Source organism: Cupriavidus necator (assembly GCF_040578825.1).
Taxonomy (GTDB): domain Bacteria; phylum Pseudomonadota; class Gammaproteobacteria; order Burkholderiales; family Burkholderiaceae; genus Cupriavidus; species Cupriavidus necator_E.
This window is the reverse complement of the sequence record NZ_JBEFLI010000004.1, coordinates 25,964-40,407: the sequence shown is the minus strand read 5'-3', so window position 1 is coordinate 40,407 and position 14,444 is coordinate 25,964. Positions and strand designations below refer to the sequence as shown.

The 14,444-nt window shown below is 69.2% G+C and carries 16 protein-coding genes; 12 read left to right on the top strand and 4 right to left on the bottom strand.

The window, feature by feature from the left end; translation table 11 throughout:
• Positions 1–165: 165 nt before the first annotated feature.
• Positions 166–558, bottom strand: a complete 393-nt coding sequence (locus tag AB1I47_RS03680; RefSeq protein WP_354682425.1) for an alpha/beta fold hydrolase — start codon at positions 556–558, stop codon at positions 166–168.
• Between the two features lie 81 nt (positions 559–639).
• A complete protein-coding gene (locus AB1I47_RS03675; RefSeq protein ID WP_354682424.1) occupies positions 640–1,398 on the bottom strand; it encodes a FadR/GntR family transcriptional regulator in 759 nt (252 codons plus the stop codon).
• Between the two features lie 199 nt (positions 1,399–1,597).
• On the opposite strand from AB1I47_RS03675, the gene AB1I47_RS03670 reads away from it, so the two are divergent.
• The 7 genes from AB1I47_RS03670 to AB1I47_RS03640 are packed head-to-tail and all read left to right on the top strand — an operon-like array spanning position 1,598 to position 10,038.
• Positions 1,598–2,845 (top strand): ABC transporter substrate-binding protein, encoded by a 1,248-nt coding sequence (locus AB1I47_RS03670; protein ID WP_354682423.1) that lies wholly within the window; start codon positions 1,598–1,600, stop codon positions 2,843–2,845.
• A gap of 4 nt (positions 2,846–2,849) precedes the next feature.
• The gene (locus AB1I47_RS03665) at positions 2,850–3,959 is read left to right on the top strand and encodes a phosphotransferase family protein (RefSeq protein WP_354682422.1); all 1,110 of its coding nucleotides are present in this window, start codon (positions 2,850–2,852) and stop codon (positions 3,957–3,959) included.
• 37 nt (positions 3,960–3,996) lie between these two features.
• The gene (locus AB1I47_RS03660) at positions 3,997–5,172 is read left to right on the top strand and encodes an acyl-CoA dehydrogenase family protein (RefSeq protein WP_354682421.1); all 1,176 of its coding nucleotides are present in this window, start codon (positions 3,997–3,999) and stop codon (positions 5,170–5,172) included.
• Positions 5,169–5,942: an SDR family NAD(P)-dependent oxidoreductase gene (locus AB1I47_RS03655; protein WP_354682420.1), complete on the top strand. Its 774-nt coding sequence runs from the start codon at positions 5,169–5,171 to the stop codon at positions 5,940–5,942. Before AB1I47_RS03660 ends, AB1I47_RS03655 begins: the two co-directional genes overlap by 4 nt.
• Before the next feature lie 18 nt (positions 5,943–5,960).
• Positions 5,961–7,142, top strand: a complete 1,182-nt coding sequence (locus AB1I47_RS03650; protein ID WP_354682419.1) for a CaiB/BaiF CoA transferase family protein — start codon at positions 5,961–5,963, stop codon at positions 7,140–7,142.
• Positions 7,143–7,196: 54 nt separating this feature from the next.
• Positions 7,197–8,837: an acetate--CoA ligase gene (locus tag AB1I47_RS03645; RefSeq protein ID WP_354682418.1), complete on the top strand. Its 1,641-nt coding sequence runs from the start codon at positions 7,197–7,199 to the stop codon at positions 8,835–8,837.
• 46 nt (positions 8,838–8,883) lie between these two features.
• Positions 8,884–10,038 carry an iron-containing alcohol dehydrogenase gene (locus AB1I47_RS03640; protein WP_354682417.1) on the top strand — a complete coding sequence of 385 codons (1,155 nt, stop codon included), beginning with the start codon at positions 8,884–8,886 and terminating at the stop codon, positions 10,036–10,038.
• A gap of 32 nt (positions 10,039–10,070) precedes the next feature.
• Here AB1I47_RS03640 and AB1I47_RS03635 read toward each other — a convergent pair whose 3' ends face one another.
• Entirely contained in the window at positions 10,071–10,391 is a 321-nt protein-coding gene (locus tag AB1I47_RS03635; RefSeq protein WP_354682416.1) for a hypothetical protein, read from the bottom strand.
• A gap of 337 nt (positions 10,392–10,728) precedes the next feature.
• On the opposite strand from AB1I47_RS03635, the gene AB1I47_RS03630 reads away from it, so the two are divergent.
• The 4 genes from AB1I47_RS03630 (at position 10,729) to AB1I47_RS03615 (ending at position 13,561) form a co-directional block, all read left to right on the top strand.
• Complete coding sequence (locus tag AB1I47_RS03630) at positions 10,729–10,920, top strand: hypothetical protein (protein ID WP_354682415.1); 192 nt, start codon at positions 10,729–10,731, stop codon at positions 10,918–10,920.
• A gap of 133 nt (positions 10,921–11,053) precedes the next feature.
• The gene (locus AB1I47_RS03625; protein ID WP_354682414.1) at positions 11,054–11,590 is read left to right on the top strand and encodes a hypothetical protein; all 537 of its coding nucleotides are present in this window, start codon (positions 11,054–11,056) and stop codon (positions 11,588–11,590) included.
• A 119-nt stretch (positions 11,591–11,709) separates the two neighbouring features.
• On the top strand, positions 11,710–12,948 hold the full coding sequence (gene serA, locus AB1I47_RS03620; protein WP_354682413.1) for a phosphoglycerate dehydrogenase: 1,239 nt from the start codon (positions 11,710–11,712) through the stop codon (positions 12,946–12,948).
• A gap of 253 nt (positions 12,949–13,201) precedes the next feature.
• Positions 13,202–13,561: a hypothetical protein gene (locus tag AB1I47_RS03615; RefSeq protein WP_354682412.1), complete on the top strand. Its 360-nt coding sequence runs from the start codon at positions 13,202–13,204 to the stop codon at positions 13,559–13,561.
• 60 nt (positions 13,562–13,621) lie between these two features.
• Here AB1I47_RS03615 and AB1I47_RS03610 read toward each other — a convergent pair whose 3' ends face one another.
• Positions 13,622–14,170, bottom strand: a complete 549-nt coding sequence (locus tag AB1I47_RS03610; protein WP_354682411.1) for a tripartite tricarboxylate transporter substrate-binding protein — start codon at positions 14,168–14,170, stop codon at positions 13,622–13,624.
• On the opposite strand from AB1I47_RS03610, the gene AB1I47_RS03605 reads away from it, so the two are divergent.
• Positions 14,153–14,440 (top strand): helix-turn-helix transcriptional regulator, encoded by a 288-nt coding sequence (locus AB1I47_RS03605; RefSeq protein WP_354682410.1) that lies wholly within the window; start codon positions 14,153–14,155, stop codon positions 14,438–14,440. The two genes, AB1I47_RS03610 and AB1I47_RS03605, sit on opposite strands and share 18 nt — an antisense overlap.
• Positions 14,441–14,444 lie beyond the last annotated feature (4 nt).

Here is a 14,444-nt window from a genome sequence, read left to right as displayed (position 1 = left end):
GGTGCGCCGAATGCCTGGGCACGGGCTCAGCGCCGCGCCAGCCGACCATCCGCCTGACCGGCACTGCCGTGATGCCCGTGCACGAGGATGGCCTGCTGCAGCACAACCGGTTCGCACGCCGCGCGGCCTCCCCTCACCCCAGAAAGAAGTCCCGCAACGCCGCCGCTACCGCGGCCGGGTCGTTTTCCGCAGGGAAATGACTGGCGCGCGGGATACGCACCAGCCGGTGTCCGGCATCTCGCGCGCAAAGCGTTCCGCATGTTCGATGCGCTGGAACGGGTCGTCCTCGCCCCACGCCAGCAGCTTGGGCGTTGCCGACGCGCGCAAGGCCGGCACCAGCGCCTGTGTATAGCGATTGTCCGCACCGGCCAGCGCCATCCATGAGCGCGCCACGCGCGCATCCCGCCAGGGCGACAGGTACTCTTCCACCAGTTCAGGGGTGGCCGCACGATCCAGGCATCGCGTGATTGCCGCTCGCCGCGCCGAAATGAGTTCCTCGATGCCTATCAGGACCCGGCCAAGGCGCCGCTCTACCTGGTCTACCCCAACCGCAAGCATCTCAGCCCGCGCGTGAAGGTGTTCTGCGACTACCTCACCGAGCGGCTGGCGGCGCAGGCCTGGGCATAGTAGCGCGAAGCGTCATTCCACGCGGGTCGCAGGCCGGGCGTGGGGAGCCGCCACCGGCGACTGCAGGTCGAGCTTGGCGGACTGGTAGCCGCGCCGGAAATCCTGCACGTGCTTTTCCATCCAGGCCTGCGCGCCGTCCTCGTCGCCCGCGCGGATCGCGGCGACGATCGCCTTGTGTGCCTCCAGCAACCGCTTGCCCGCCACCGGCACGCGCGTCATCACGGCGGCGAACGCGGGATAGAACAGCCGGCTGAGCGGTTCGCGGGCCAGTACCAGCGCGCGGTTGCCGCTCATCGATGCAACGATGCCGTGGAACTCGATGTCGAGCTCCACCAGGCTCTCGCCGGCTTTCAGCGCCTGCTCGGTCCTGTGCAGGTTGTCGTCGAGCCGCTCCAGCGCTTCGGGCGTCGCACGCGCCGCGGCCAGCCGTGCCATCGGCGGCTCCAGCACCGACATGGCCTGCCACAGTTCGTCGAAGACGATCTCGTGCAGTACCAGCGCGCGCTCCAGCTGCTTGCCGACCTCCGCGTCGGAGGGCCGCGTCACCACCATCTTCTTGGCATGTTCGCGGCGCACCAGGTTGGCTTCCTCGAGCACGCGGATGCCTTCGCGCACCGTGGAGCGGTTCACGCCGAACATCTCGCACAGCCTGGCCTCGGTCGGCAGCGGGTCGCCTTCACGCAGCCGGCCGTCCAGGATGCGCTCGATCATGGCCTCGGCCAGCACGCGGTATGCCGGGATGGTGCGGATTTTCTCGAATTGGGCTTCCAACGCTATTCCCTCGCATGTGGCGGCGCAGGCACGGGCCTACGTCCCATTGTCTGACCATCAGACTATTCAATCACACACAAGCTGTCAAACCTACCGGCGCTTGACAAGCCAAAAGTGGCTGCTATTCTGATTGTCAGACAAACCGACACACGTTCGGTTCACACCGCCCGCCTGCTCTGCGGGCTAGAGAGGAGACACAATGCAACGCAAACCACTCCCCACGGCCATGGCGTGGGCGCTGGCGCTCACCCTGCCGCCAGCGCTGGCGCAGAAGCCTGCAGGCACACTCACCGGCGCGCCCGGCGTCTCGGACAGCGAAGTGCGCATCGGCGTGCTGACGGACCTGTCCGGGATCTACTCCGACCTGTCCGGCTCGGGCTCGGTGCTGGCCGCGAAGATGGCGATCGCTGACTTCAAGTCCACCGGCAAGCCCGCCTTCGCGATCCGGCTGGTCTCGGCCGACCACCAGAACAAGCCCGACATCGCCTCGACCAAGGCGCGTTCATGGTTCGACGAGGACAAGGTCGACATGATCGTCGACCTGCCCGCCTCGTCGGCGTCGCTGGCCGCGGTCAAGCTGGCGAAGGAGAAGCAGCGGCTGGTGATCGTGTCCAGCGGCGCCTCGACGCGCATCACCAACGAGGACTGCACGCCCACCGCCCTGCACTGGACCTACGACACCTACGCCCTGGCTAGCGGGACCGCGAGCGCGGTGCTCAAGCGCGGCGGCGACAGCTGGTACTTCATCACCGCCGACTACGCCGGCGGGCGCGCGCTGGAAAAAGACGCGGCCGACGTGGTCACCGCCGGCGGCGGCAAGATTGTCGGGCGCTCGACGCATCCGTTCCCGGGCTCGGACTTCTCGTCGTACCTGCTGGCGGCGCAGGCCTCCAAGGCCAAGGTGATCGCGCTGGCCAATGCCGGCAACGACACCACCAGCACCATCAAGCAGGCGGCGGACTTCGGCATCACCCGCAAGCAGACCATGGCGGCGACCCTGATGTTCATCACCGACGTGCACAGCCTGGGCCTGGACAAGGCGCAGGACATGTACCTGACCGAAGGCTTCTACTGGGACCTGGACGAGCAGACGCGGGCCTGGTCCAAGCGCTTCCATGCGGTGCAGAAGCGCATGCCGACGATGGCGCAGGCCGGGGTCTACTCCGCCGTGCTGCACTACCTGAAGGCGGTGCAGGCCGCGGGCAGCGACGACGCGATGACCGCGGTAAAGAAGATGCGCGAACTGCCGGTCTCGGACATGTTCGCCCGCAACGGCAAGCTGCGCGAGGACGGGCGCATGGTGCACGACATGTACCTGTTGCAAGTGAAGAAGCCCGCCGAGTCGAAATACACGTGGGACTATTACCACGTCCGTCAGGTGATCCCGGGCGACCAGGCCTTCCTGCCGCTCGCCAAATCGACCTGCGCCGGCGTGCGCAAGGGGTAACGCCGTGGCAACGATCCTCCCAGCCACGCCGCGCGCCGCCGCCCATGCGGACCCGGCCATGCCCGGGTTCCGCCCGCGCGGCCATACCGTGCCGCTCGACTGGGCGCGCCTGCGCCGCTACCTCGCCGGGCTCGGCCATGAACTGGACCTGGCGGAGATGCCAAGGCAGTTTGCCGGCGGCCTCGCCAACCTGAACTACCTGATCCGCCTCGACGGGCGCCAGTGCGTGCTGCGCCGCCCGCCGCCCGGCCCGCTGCCGCCCGGCGCCAACGACATGGCGCGCGAGCACCGCGTGCTCAGCAGCCGGCTGTGGCAGCGCTTCCCGCAGGCGCCGCGCAGCCTGATGTACTGCGTCGATCCGGACGTGCTCGGCGCGCACTTCCTGGTGATGGAATACCGCCCCGGCCTGACCATCGGCGCCGACTTGCCGGCGTGGCTGGACAGCAGCGTCGCCGGCCCGCGCATCGCCGGTACGCTGGTCGACCTGCTGGTGCAGCTACATACAACGGAGGCCGCCGAAGTCGGCCTGGACGACCTCGGCAAGCCCGACGGTTTCCTGTCCCGCGCGATCGAGGGCTGGACGCGCCGCGCCGCAGCCCTCAACGGCGCGGCCCCGCACCCCGCCGTGCGCGAACTGGCGCAGTGGCTGCGCGCGCATTGCCCGCCCGACGGCAAGCCGACACTGCTGCATTGCGACTTCAAGCTCGACAACGTCGTGCTCGATCCCGAGACCCTGCGCCCGCGCGCCGTGCTGGACTGGGACATGGCCACCCGCGGCCACCCGCTGTTCGACCTGGCCACGCTGCTCAGCTACTGGACCGAGCCGGGCGACCCCGAGGCCGTGCGCGAGCTGCGGCAGATGCCGACCACCTCGCCGGGATTCCCTTCGCGCGCGCAGATCGCCGAAGCGTACCGCCAGCGCACCGGCTGCGACCTGTCGGACCTGCCGTTCCATCGCGTGCTGGCGATGTTCAAACTCGGCGTGGTGTTCCTGCAGCTGCATGCGCGCTATCAGGCAGGCGCCACCACCGAGCCCAGATACGCCAGCTTTGGCCGCATCGGCCGGTCGATCCTGGACTTCACGCATGACATCGCGCACGGACGCGCAAGCTAGGCGGACCGCAGATCCGCAACCACAGGAGACAAGCCAGATGGACTTCACCCTACCCGATTCGCTGCAGGCGCTGCGCGAGCGCACCGCGGCGTTTATCCGCGACCAGATCATCCCGCTCGAGGCCGATCCCGGCCGCGGCGCGCACGGCCCCACCGAGGCGCTGCGCGTGGAACTCAATCACCGCGCACGGCGCGCCGGGCTGCTGGCGCCGCACGTAGCGGAGGAATGGGGCGGCCTGGGGCTGTCGCACCTGGGCCGCGCCGCGGTGTTCGAGGAAGCCGGCTATTCCCTGCTCGGCCCGCTGGCGCTGCACTGCGCGGCGCCTGACGAAGGCAACATGCACCTGCTGGAAGTGGTGGCCACGCCGGCACAGAAGGCGCGCTGGCTGCGCCCGCTGGCCGCCGCGGAGATCCGCTCCTGCTTCTGCATGACCGAACCCCACCCCGGCGCCGGCTCCGATCCCGGGCTGCTGCAGACCACGGCCGAGCGCGACGGCGAAGGCTATGTGATCCGCGGCCACAAATGGCTGATCACCGGCGCGGACGGCGCCGGCTTCGCCATCGTGATGGCCACCGTGCCGGGCGAAGGCGGCGGGCCGACCATGTTCCTGACCGACATGCAGGTGCCCGGCATCCGCATCGGGCGCATCATCGACAGCATCGACCAAAGCTTCGCGGGCGGCCATGCCGAGGTGTTCTTCGAAGGCTGCCGCGTCGGCCCGGACCAGGTGCTCGGTGAAGTCGGCCAGGGCCTGCGCTATGCGCAGGTGCGGCTCGCGCCCGCGCGGCTCACCCATTGCATGCGCTGGCTGGGAGCCGCGCGCCGCGCGCACGATATCGCCACCGCCCATGCGCGCGAGCGCCACGCGTTCGGCAAGCCGATCGGCGAGCACGAAGGCGTGGGCTTCATGCTGGCGGACAACGAGATCGACATCCATATGTGCCGGCTTTCGATCTGGCACACGGCCTGGCTGCTTGACCAGGGCCAGCACGGCAGGCACGAGTCCAGCATGGCCAAGGTCTTCTGCTCGGAGGCGATCTTCCGGATCGCGGACCGCTGCGTGCAGGTGCTGGGCGGCCTGGGCGTGACGCGCGATACCGTGGTCGAGCAGATCTTCCGCGAGGCGCGCGCGTTCCGCATCTACGACGGTCCCTCCGAGGTCCATCGCTGGGCCATTGCACGGCGCGTGCTGCGCACGGAGACGACGCGATGAACGACTACGCCAACCTGTTCGACCTGCGCGGCCAGGTCGCCGTGGTGACCGGCGGCGGGCGCGGCATCGGCCGCGCGATTGCCGATGCGCTGGCGGCCCACGGCGCTCGCGTGGCGCTGTGCGGTCGCACCGCGGCCACGCTGGATGCCGTGGCCGAGGCCATCCGCGGCCGCGGCGGCGACGCCATGGCGGTGAGCGCCGACGTCGGCAGCGACGACGATATCCGGCGCCTGCGCGACACCGTGCTCGACCGCTACGGGCAGCTCGACATCCTCGTCAACAACGCCGGCATCGATCCGCACTATGCGTCGATGGAGCACACCACCGACGAGGCATGGCGGCAGATCCTGGATATCAACCTCACCGGCGTCTACCGCTGCTGCCGGTTGCTGGGCGAAGCCATGCTGCCGCGCCGCCAGGGCGCCATCGTCAACATCAGTTCCATCGCCGGGCATATCGGCCTGAAGCGGCAGGTGCCCTACGCCGCCTCCAAGGGAGGCGTCGAGCAATTGACCAAGGCGCTGGCGCACGACTGGGCCGAACATGGCATCCGCGTCAACGCCATCGCCTATGGCTTCGTGCAGACCGACCTGACCGCCGGCGTGGTGGCGCATCCGCATATCGGCGCGAAGTTGCTGTCGCGCATCCCGCTGGGCCGCTTCGGCAAGCTGACGGACGTGCCCGGCGCCGCGGTGTTCCTGGCCTCGCCGGCCGCGGCCTACGTCACCGGCCACAGCCTGCTGGTGGACGGCGGCTGGACCGCCACCTGAACCGAACCCCTGACAGCCATGACCGCCACCGCCCTTGAAGGACTCAAGATCCTGGACCTGACCCGCCTGCTGCCCGGTGCCTTCTGCACGCAGCTGCTCGCCGACTACGGCGCCGACGTGCTCAAGATCGAGCAGCCGGGCCAGGGCGACTACAACCGGCAGTTCGCGCCGACCCACAAGCAGGAGTCGGGGTCGTTCCTGCTGCTCAACCGCAACAAGCGCAGCCTGACGCTGGACCTGAAATCGCCCGAGGGCAAGGAGGTGTTCCTGCGGCTGGCGAGCGAGGCCGACGTCGTGGTGGAAGGCTTCCGCCCTGGCGTGATGGAGCGTCTCGGCCTGCACTACGACGTGCTGGCGGCGGCCAACCCGCGTCTGATCTATTGCGCGATCTCGGGCTACGGGCAGGACGGCCCGCGCGCGCAGGCGTGCGGCCACGACCTCAACTACATGGCGCTGACCGGTGCCTTGCAGCTCTTCGGCACGCCGGCCACGGGGCCGATCGTGCCCGGTCTGTCGATTGCCGACGTGGGCGGCGGCTCGCTGATGGCGGCGGTCGGCATCCTGACCGCGCTGGCGGCGCGCGGCGCCAGCGGCCGCGGCCAGTTCGTCGATATCTCGATGGCCGACGGGCTGGTGAGCTGGCTGTGCTACCACGCCGCCGACTACCTGTTCGGTGGCGTCGAGCCGCGCGGCGGCGAGCGGCCTTTTATCGGGCAGGCGCCTTGCTACAACGTGTACCGCTGCGCCGACGGCCGCTATTTGTCGCTGGGCATTATCGAGGCGCATTTCTGGCATCGCTTCTGCGACCTGATCGGGCGCCCGGACTTCAAGGCCATGCAGTGGCCCACAGGCGAGGATGCCCTGCTCCAGCAAGCCATCCTGACCTCGGTATTTGGCGCCGAGTCATGCGATACCTGGGTCGAGCGGCTGGCGCAGGCCGATATCCCGGCCAGTCCGGTCAATTCGATGGCGGAGGCCTTCGACGACCCGCAGCTGCGGCACCGCGGCATGCTGCAGCACATAGATCACCCGGTCGAGGGCCGTATCCCGCAGCTCGGCTTCCCGATCAAGTTCTCGGCCTCGCCCGGCACGTTCCGGCTGCCGCCGCCGCTGCTGGGCGAGCACAGCGAGTCCGTGCTCGCAGGGCTTGGCTATTCCGCCGGCGAGATCGAGCGCCTGCGCGGGCGCGCCGTGATCTAGCGCCGTACTGACAACAATTGCCGTGGCGCCATCGCAGCGCCCCAGGAGACAGACATGCCCGATCCGAAGACGGCGTATGCCGACGCCTATCGCCGCTTCCGCTGGTGCCTGCCGGCGACATTCAACTTTGGCCGCGACGTCGTGGATGCGCACGCGCAGCGGCAACCCGACAAGCTCGCGTTGCTGTGGTGCGACGACAGCGGTGCCGAACGCCGCTTTACCTTCGGCGACATGCGCACCCTGTCCAACCGCTTTGCCAACCTGCTGGCCGGCGCGGGCGTGCGCCGCGGCGACCGCGTCATCGTGATGCTGCCGCGCATCCCGCAATGGCAGGTGGCGATGGTGGGCTGCCTGAAGCTCGGCGCGGTGCCGATCCCCTGCATCGAGATGCTGACCGCCAAGGACGTCGGCTACCGCATCGGCCACGCCGGCGCCACGGCGGTGGTGGCGCACCGCGACAGCGTCGGCAAGTTCGATGGCATTGCCGGCATCGGCACCCGTATTGCCGTGGACGGCGCGCCCGGCTGGCTGGATTTTGACAAAGCGCTGGCCGCCTGCGACGCCGATTTCGCCTGCGCCGACATGGCGCCGGACGAACCAGCGATCCTCTACTACACCTCCGGCTCCACCGGCAACCCTAAGGGCGTGCTGCATGCAGCGCGCGCGCTCTATAGCTGGCGCGTGGCCGCCAGCAACTGGCAGGGCCTGCGCGAGGACGACCTGATGTGGTGCACCGCCGATACCGGGTGGAGCAAGGCCGGCACCAGCATCCTGTTCGGCCCCTGGTCGGCAGGCACCGCCGTGCTGTTCTACAACGGCCGCTTCGATCCCGCCACGCGGCTGGCGCTGATCGCGCGCCATGGCGTCACCGTGTTCTGTGGCGCCGCGACGGAGTTCCGCCACCTCGTCAATGAACGCTTCGCCGACTACGATCTGAGCCGGCTGCGGCTCGCGGTATCCGCGGGCGAGGCGGTCAATCCGGACGTGGTGCGCCGCTGGCGCGAGGGCACCGGCGTTGAGCTGCGTGAGGGCTATGGCCAGACCGAGACGCTGATGACGGTGGTGAACCCGCCCGGCGTACCCATGCGGCCCGGCGCGATGGGCCTGCCGCTGCCAGGGTCGGAGCTGGCGATCCTGGACGAGCAGGGCCGCCCCCTGCCGGCCGGCACGGGAGGCCAGTTGGCGCTGCGCCTGCCCCATCCGCAGGTGATGCTCGGCTACTGGAACGATCCTGGCCTGACTGCGTCGACCCGCGTGCAGCACGAGGGCACCGAGTATTTCCTGACCGGCGACCTGGCCCACGCCGATGCCGACGGCTACCTGTACTACGACGGCCGCAGCGACGACATCATCAGCTCGGCCGGTTACCGGATCGGCCCGATGGAAGTGGAAAACGCGCTGATCGAACATCCCGCGGTACTCGAATGCGCCGTGGTCGGCAGCCCCGATCCGGAGCGCGGCGAGATCGTCAAGGCCTTCGTCACGCTGCGCCCGGGCTTCGAGCCCGGCGATGCGCTGGTGCGCGCGCTGCAGGACCATGTCAAGCAGGTCACCGCGCCCTACAAATACCCGCGCGCGATTGCCTTCGTGGAAGCGTTGCCGAAGACCGCCAGCGGCAAGCTCATGCGGCGCCTGCTGCGCGACCGCGAATACGCGGCGCATGCTGCCAATGATCCGTCCAGACAGCCGGCCTGAACACCGGCGCCTGCGAGACCTGACCCTCTATCGCTTCGGAATACTGATGCCAGCCGGAACCTATCGCTACCTGCCCCTGGAACGGGTGCACTTTGGCCGCCCCACCGCGCAAGTCCTGGCCGAAGAGGCCGACCAGCGCCGCGCCGACCGTATTTTCGTGGTGACCAGCCGCACCCTGAACCGCACCACCGATGCAGTCGGCCGCGCCCTCGCCGGCGTGCGCGACAAGGTGGTCGGGCTGTTCGATGCATGCGTCGAGCATGTGCCGCGCGACTCGGTCATCGAACTGGCGGCTGCCATGCGCGAGGCCCGCCCCGACCTGGTCGTCACCATCGGCGGCGGCACCGCGATCGATTCGGTCAAGGTCGCCCTGGTGTGCCTGGCGGAGGATGTGAGGACGGCCGCGGCGCTGGATGCGCATTGCGTGCGCGTCGATGCCGCCGGGCAGCGGATCGCGCCGCCGCCCTGCCGGCAGATCGCCGTGCCGACCACGCTGTCGGCAGCCGAGTTCAGCGACCTGGCCGGCTGCACCGATACGGCCTGCGGCAGCAAGCACCATGTGACCGCCGAAGGCATCGGAGCCGCCAGCGTGATCCTGGATCCGGCCATGACGGTGCATACGCCCTCGCAGCTATGGCTGTCCACCGGTATCCGCGCGGTCGACCATGCGGTGGAGTCGCTCTGTTCCCTCGATGCGCAGCCGATGACCAGCGCCACCTGCCTGCACGGGCTGGCCATGCTCGCCGCGGCCTTGCGCCGTCACCAGGCAAACCCGGCCGACCATGCCGCGCGGCTGGACTGCCAGCTTGGCGTGTGGCTGTGCGCCAGCGGCGTCAACCGCGTGCGCTACGGCGCCAGCCATGGCATCGGCCACGTGCTGGGCGGCGCGCTAGGTGTGCCGCACGGCATCACCTCCTGCCTGCTGCTGCCGGCGGTGATGCGCTACAACCTCGCGGTGACGGCGCCCGCGCAGCGGGCCATGGCGCGCGCGCTGGGGCACGACGGCGCCGATGCGGCGGGGCTGATCGCCGCGCTGATCCGCGATCTCGGCCTGTCCACGCGGCTGCGCGAGCTCCAGATCCCGCCGTCCGGCTTCGAGGAACTGGCGCACAAGGCGCTGGAGAACCAGTGGGTCCGCGCCAATCCGCGCCGCATCGACCGCGCGCAGCAGGTGATCGACATCCTGCAGGACGCGTGGTAACGCCGCACCGCCCTCATTGCAGCGGGGCCTCTTCAATCGTCATGCTCTTCATGCCAGCGGCGCCATTCCCGCCGGCGTTCGCGCCATTCGCGCTCGCGCCATTTCCGCTCGCGCCACTGCTGCTCGCGCCAGGCGCGGCGCTCGCGCCAGTCGTCGTAATAGCCGGGCGCCACCACTACCGGCGGGGGCGGGGCCACGTAGACGGGCGCGGGTTCGTAGTAGACCGGCGGCGGCGGCGCCACGGCATAGCCTGGCACGCCGATGCCAATGTCCACGTTCACGCGGGCCTGTGCCGTGGCGGGTCCGATTGCTGCAACGCCTGCCACGATGCAGGCGGCCAGGATTTTCTGCATGGTGATGTCCTCCTGGCGCGAAATGTAGCGAGGCAATGGCGCAGCAGGTGTTTGCAGAACGTTAGGCTGGTAGCGAGGTGTAACGGGCACAAAGATCATCCGGGGCCGCGCGGTCGGTTCCACAGCCAGATGGGCCCTTGGCACGAGTGCCAGACGCACCACAATTGTCGACCGTTGCGGCATCGCCTTTCTCTGTTGCCAGCGCAGCGCCAACTTCCCCTGCCCCAAGATTGACGTTTCACCAGAATCCAACGGTTTCACTATTCCTTACAGTTGACGACAGCGGAACGATTTATCCTCGCGGGCACAGGAATTTACCCACAACAAGGAGAATGCAATGAAAACCGCTCTGGCCCTTCTGGTTGCCTGCAGCGCGCTGCTCGGCGGCTGCGTGGTCGCCCCCTATGACGTCGGCGGCGGCGGCCCGGGCTGCCCCCCGGGGCAGGCCAAGAAAGGCAACTGCCGCGTCGATCCGTACGGCAACGAATCCTTCTGCCCGCCGGGCCAGGCGAAGAAGGGCCGCTGCTGATCGCCTGATCGCGCGCAGACCGGTTGGCGCGCCCGCGCTGGCCGGTATTGAGGCCGGTGCGTCTGTATTGCACCGGCCGCCATCCTGGCCGGACAATGGCGGGATGCGGGCATGCCGCCCGCAGGAGATCGCCATGCAGTTCCGCATGCCACTTCGGTCGGTCGGCCGCCTGTGCGCGGCCATGTTCGTGCTCGGCGCGCTCGGGGCCTGCGCGACGCTGCAACCCGAGCAGACCGGCAAGCAGATGATCGGCAGCCCCGAAAGTGCCGTGCGCAGTACCTTCGGGCAGCCCACGGAGGTCTATCGCCTGGCCGACGGCACGACCCGCTGGCTCTGGTCGCGCCAGCCCTTCGGCCATGAGGTCTACGCCGCGGACTTCGACGCCGGCGGCAGGCTCACCAACTATCGCCAGATGCTGACTGAAGCGGAGATCTACCGCGCGCAGATCGGCGTCTGGACCAAGAAGGACGTGCAGGAGCGCTTTGGCCTGCCGCGCGAGCCGGTCCAGTACTACCCCCTGATGAAGCGTGAAGCCTGGTCCTGGCGCATGTACAAGGAGGCCTACCAGACCGCGCACTTCAGCTGCTATTTCGACGATGCCGGCGTGCTGCGCCAGACCATGATCATCGTCGACCCGCTCGGCGGCGACGCGCGCGACCACGCGCGCTGAGGCGCCGCCCGGGGCGTCGGCAGCCGCGCGGGTGCCATTGTCACCAACAGGGGCTCCCCGGCCCCTGGGCCGTTTTGCGCGCAGAATGTTGGGAATGCGGCAGCCGCCGCCAACCCTCCATGCGGAAAACGAACGTGACCACTGCGATCCTGCTCGAGAACATCCACCAGAGCGCCACCGCCCGCCTTACTGAAGCCGGCCTGCAGGTCGAGCGCCGCACCGGCGCGCTGGCCGGCCCGGAACTGCGCCAGGTGCTGTCCAGCCACGACGTGATCGGTATCCGCTCGGCCACCCACCTGCGCGCCGACGATATCCGCAGCGCGCCCGAACTGCTGTCGATCGGCTGCTTCTGCATCGGCACCTCGCAGGTCGACCTCGAAGCGGCCACGGCCGCCGGCATCCCGGTGTTCAACGCGCCCTTCTCCAACACCCGCTCGGTGGCCGAGCTGGTGGTGTCCGAAGCGGTGATGCTGCTGCGCCGGATCCCGGAGAAGAACACGCTGGCCCATGCCGGCAAATGGGCCAAGGGCGCCAGCGGCGCCTTCGAGGCGCGCGGCAAGACCATCGCCATCATCGGCTACGGCAATATCGGCTCGCAGGTCGGCGTGCTGGCCGAATCCATGGGCATGCGCGTGGTCTACTACGACGTGCTGGCGCGGCTGTCGCACGGCTCGGCGCGCGCCGCGGGATCGCTGGAAGAAGCGGTGTCGCAGGCCGAGGTGGTGACACTGCACGTCCCCGCCACGCCGCGCACGCGCAATATGATCGATGCCGGCGTGCTGGCAGCCTGCAAGCCGGGGGCGATCCTGATCAATGCCTCGCGCGGCACCGTGGTGGATATTCCCGCGCTGGCGGCGGCGCTGCGCGAGAAGCGCCTTGGCGGCGCGGCCATCGACGTGTTCCCGGAAGAGCCCAAGACCAACAACGATCCCTTTGTCAGCGAGCTGCAGAACATGCCCAATGTCCTGCTGACCCCGCACGTGGGTGGCAGCACCGAGGAGGCGCAGGAAAACATCGGCGCCGAGGTGGCGGCCAAGCTGGCGCACTTCCTGGCCACCGGCGGCACCATCGGCGCGGTCAACTTCCCCGAGGTCGATCCCGGTCCGCTGCATGCGCCGGCGCGGCTGCTCAACGTGCACGGCAACGCGCCGGGCGCGCTGGCGGCGCTGAACACGCTGCTGGCGCAGGAGAACGTCAATATCACCGGGCAGCACCTGCAGACGCGTGGCCACACCGGCTATGTGGTGACCGACCTGGACCGCGTACCGTCCGATCAGTTGATGCAGCAACTGCGCACCCATGCGGGCTTTGCCCGCTCGCGGCTGATCCTGCCGCAGGCTGCGCACGCGGCGGGCTAAGCTGCGGTCCCGATAAGCACGAAGGCGGCCGGACAGGCCGCCGGCGGCCCGGAAAAGCAGCCGGGCCGCTTGCGATGCCGCGCCAGCGGCAATGCACAGAACAATGATCACAAGATTGTCATAACCATCGTAAAACGTCCAAATGCGCGGCTATGATGGAATTGGCCGCTGCACGGATCCGTCCCCCGGGCGCGCAACGTAAGCAGCCTCGCTGGCAGCATGCATACCACCACACTGAGAAAGGGGTGAAGACATGGAATCGCTGCAACGAAACGGGATGGCCGCGGGCGTTGCCGTCCGGCTGGTGGTGGCAGGTCTTCTGGCCGTTGCGTCGACCGGCATGGCGGTGGCACAGGGCGGCACCATTACTTTCCAGGGTGCGATCGTCAGTCCGTCGTGCGGCTTCAGGCCGGCTGCCGGACAGCTGCATGCGCGTTGCGTCGAGCCGTCGGGACGAACCGTCACGGCACCGTTCCCGATGCCGCCGGCGCGCATGCCACGGCACGTCCGCATCGGCTTCGCGCAGCTACACACCGAACCGGTGTCCGACCGCTCCGCGGGCGGTGGGCGCACGGTGCCCGAGGCCTACGTGATCATGGCCACCTACCAGTAGCGAGCGACCGGCAGGCCGGCGCCCGTCCACGGGCCCTGCCTGCCACTGTCCGCCAGCGGCTCAGTCCAGCCGGATGTTCGACGCACGGAGGGCCTCGGCCCAGTAGGTCTGCTCGGCCTTGACCACATCGGCGAACGCTGCCGGCGAGCTGCCTTTGACGAGGATGCCAAGCTGGACCATGCGGGCGCGCAGCTCAGGACTGGCCAGCACGCGGTTGACGTCGGCCGACACCTTGTCAATGACGGCGCGCGGCGTGGCCGCGGGCGCGAACAGGCCAAGCCAGCCCTGGCGCCCCAGCCCTGGCACGCCCGCCTCGAGGAAGGTCGGCACATCCGGCAGCAACGGCGAGCGCCCCTGCCCCGCGACGGCAATCGCCCTGAGCTTGCCGGTGCGCGCATGCTGGCGCGCCGATACCGCCGCGACGATGCCGGCCGGCAGCTGCCCGCCGAGCAGGTCGTTGAGCAGCGGGCCCTCGCCCTTGTACGGCACATGGGTCAGCGCCACCCTGGCGTTGCGGCCGAAGATCTCCATCTGCAGGTGGCCGCTGGAGCCGAGCCCGTACGAGCCATAGGGCAGCGGCTTGCCGAGCTTGTGGATGTATTCGATCAACTGCTTCACATTGGCGGCGGGCAGAACCGGCTCGACGCCGCCGCACAGGCGCTGTGCGCGGCGGACCTGTATGGCGGCTGGGAAGCGCTGGATGCTGCCGGCCACGCCAACGATATCGACCGGCCTTCGGTCGCGCGCTGCCGGCTGGATATCGCGCGCGGCCAGTGCGCGCAGCGCTTGTCGCACCTGCGGCGCATCCATGCCAAGCTGGGTGCGCAGCGCCGCACCGAAGCGGTAGCGCTGGGCCGCGAACGGGGGCGGATTCTGTGAACGT

Bases quoted from the DNA above. Each gene is read 5' to 3' on its own strand.
- AB1I47_RS03680 (WP_354682425.1), bottom strand. From the start codon at position 558: ATGCTTGCGGTTGGGGTAGACCAGGTAGAGCGGCGCCTTGGCCGGGTC.
- AB1I47_RS03670 (WP_354682423.1), top strand. From the start codon at position 1,598: ATGCAACGCAAACCACTCCCCACGGCCATGGCGTGGGCGCTGGCGCTC.
- AB1I47_RS03660 (WP_354682421.1), top strand. From the start codon at position 3,997: ATGGACTTCACCCTACCCGATTCGCTGCAGGCGCTGCGCGAGCGCACC.
- AB1I47_RS03655 (WP_354682420.1), top strand. From the start codon at position 5,169: ATGAACGACTACGCCAACCTGTTCGACCTGCGCGGCCAGGTCGCCGTG.
- AB1I47_RS03650 (WP_354682419.1), top strand. From the start codon at position 5,961: ATGACCGCCACCGCCCTTGAAGGACTCAAGATCCTGGACCTGACCCGC.
- AB1I47_RS03645 (WP_354682418.1), top strand. From the start codon at position 7,197: ATGCCCGATCCGAAGACGGCGTATGCCGACGCCTATCGCCGCTTCCGC.
- AB1I47_RS03640 (WP_354682417.1), top strand. From the start codon at position 8,884: ATGCCAGCCGGAACCTATCGCTACCTGCCCCTGGAACGGGTGCACTTT.
- AB1I47_RS03635 (WP_354682416.1), bottom strand. From the start codon at position 10,391: ATGCAGAAAATCCTGGCCGCCTGCATCGTGGCAGGCGTTGCAGCAATC.
- AB1I47_RS03630 (WP_354682415.1), top strand. From the start codon at position 10,729: ATGAAAACCGCTCTGGCCCTTCTGGTTGCCTGCAGCGCGCTGCTCGGC.
- AB1I47_RS03625 (WP_354682414.1), top strand. From the start codon at position 11,054: ATGCAGTTCCGCATGCCACTTCGGTCGGTCGGCCGCCTGTGCGCGGCC.
- serA (WP_354682413.1), top strand. From the start codon at position 11,710: ATGCGGAAAACGAACGTGACCACTGCGATCCTGCTCGAGAACATCCAC.
- AB1I47_RS03615 (WP_354682412.1), top strand. From the start codon at position 13,202: ATGGAATCGCTGCAACGAAACGGGATGGCCGCGGGCGTTGCCGTCCGG.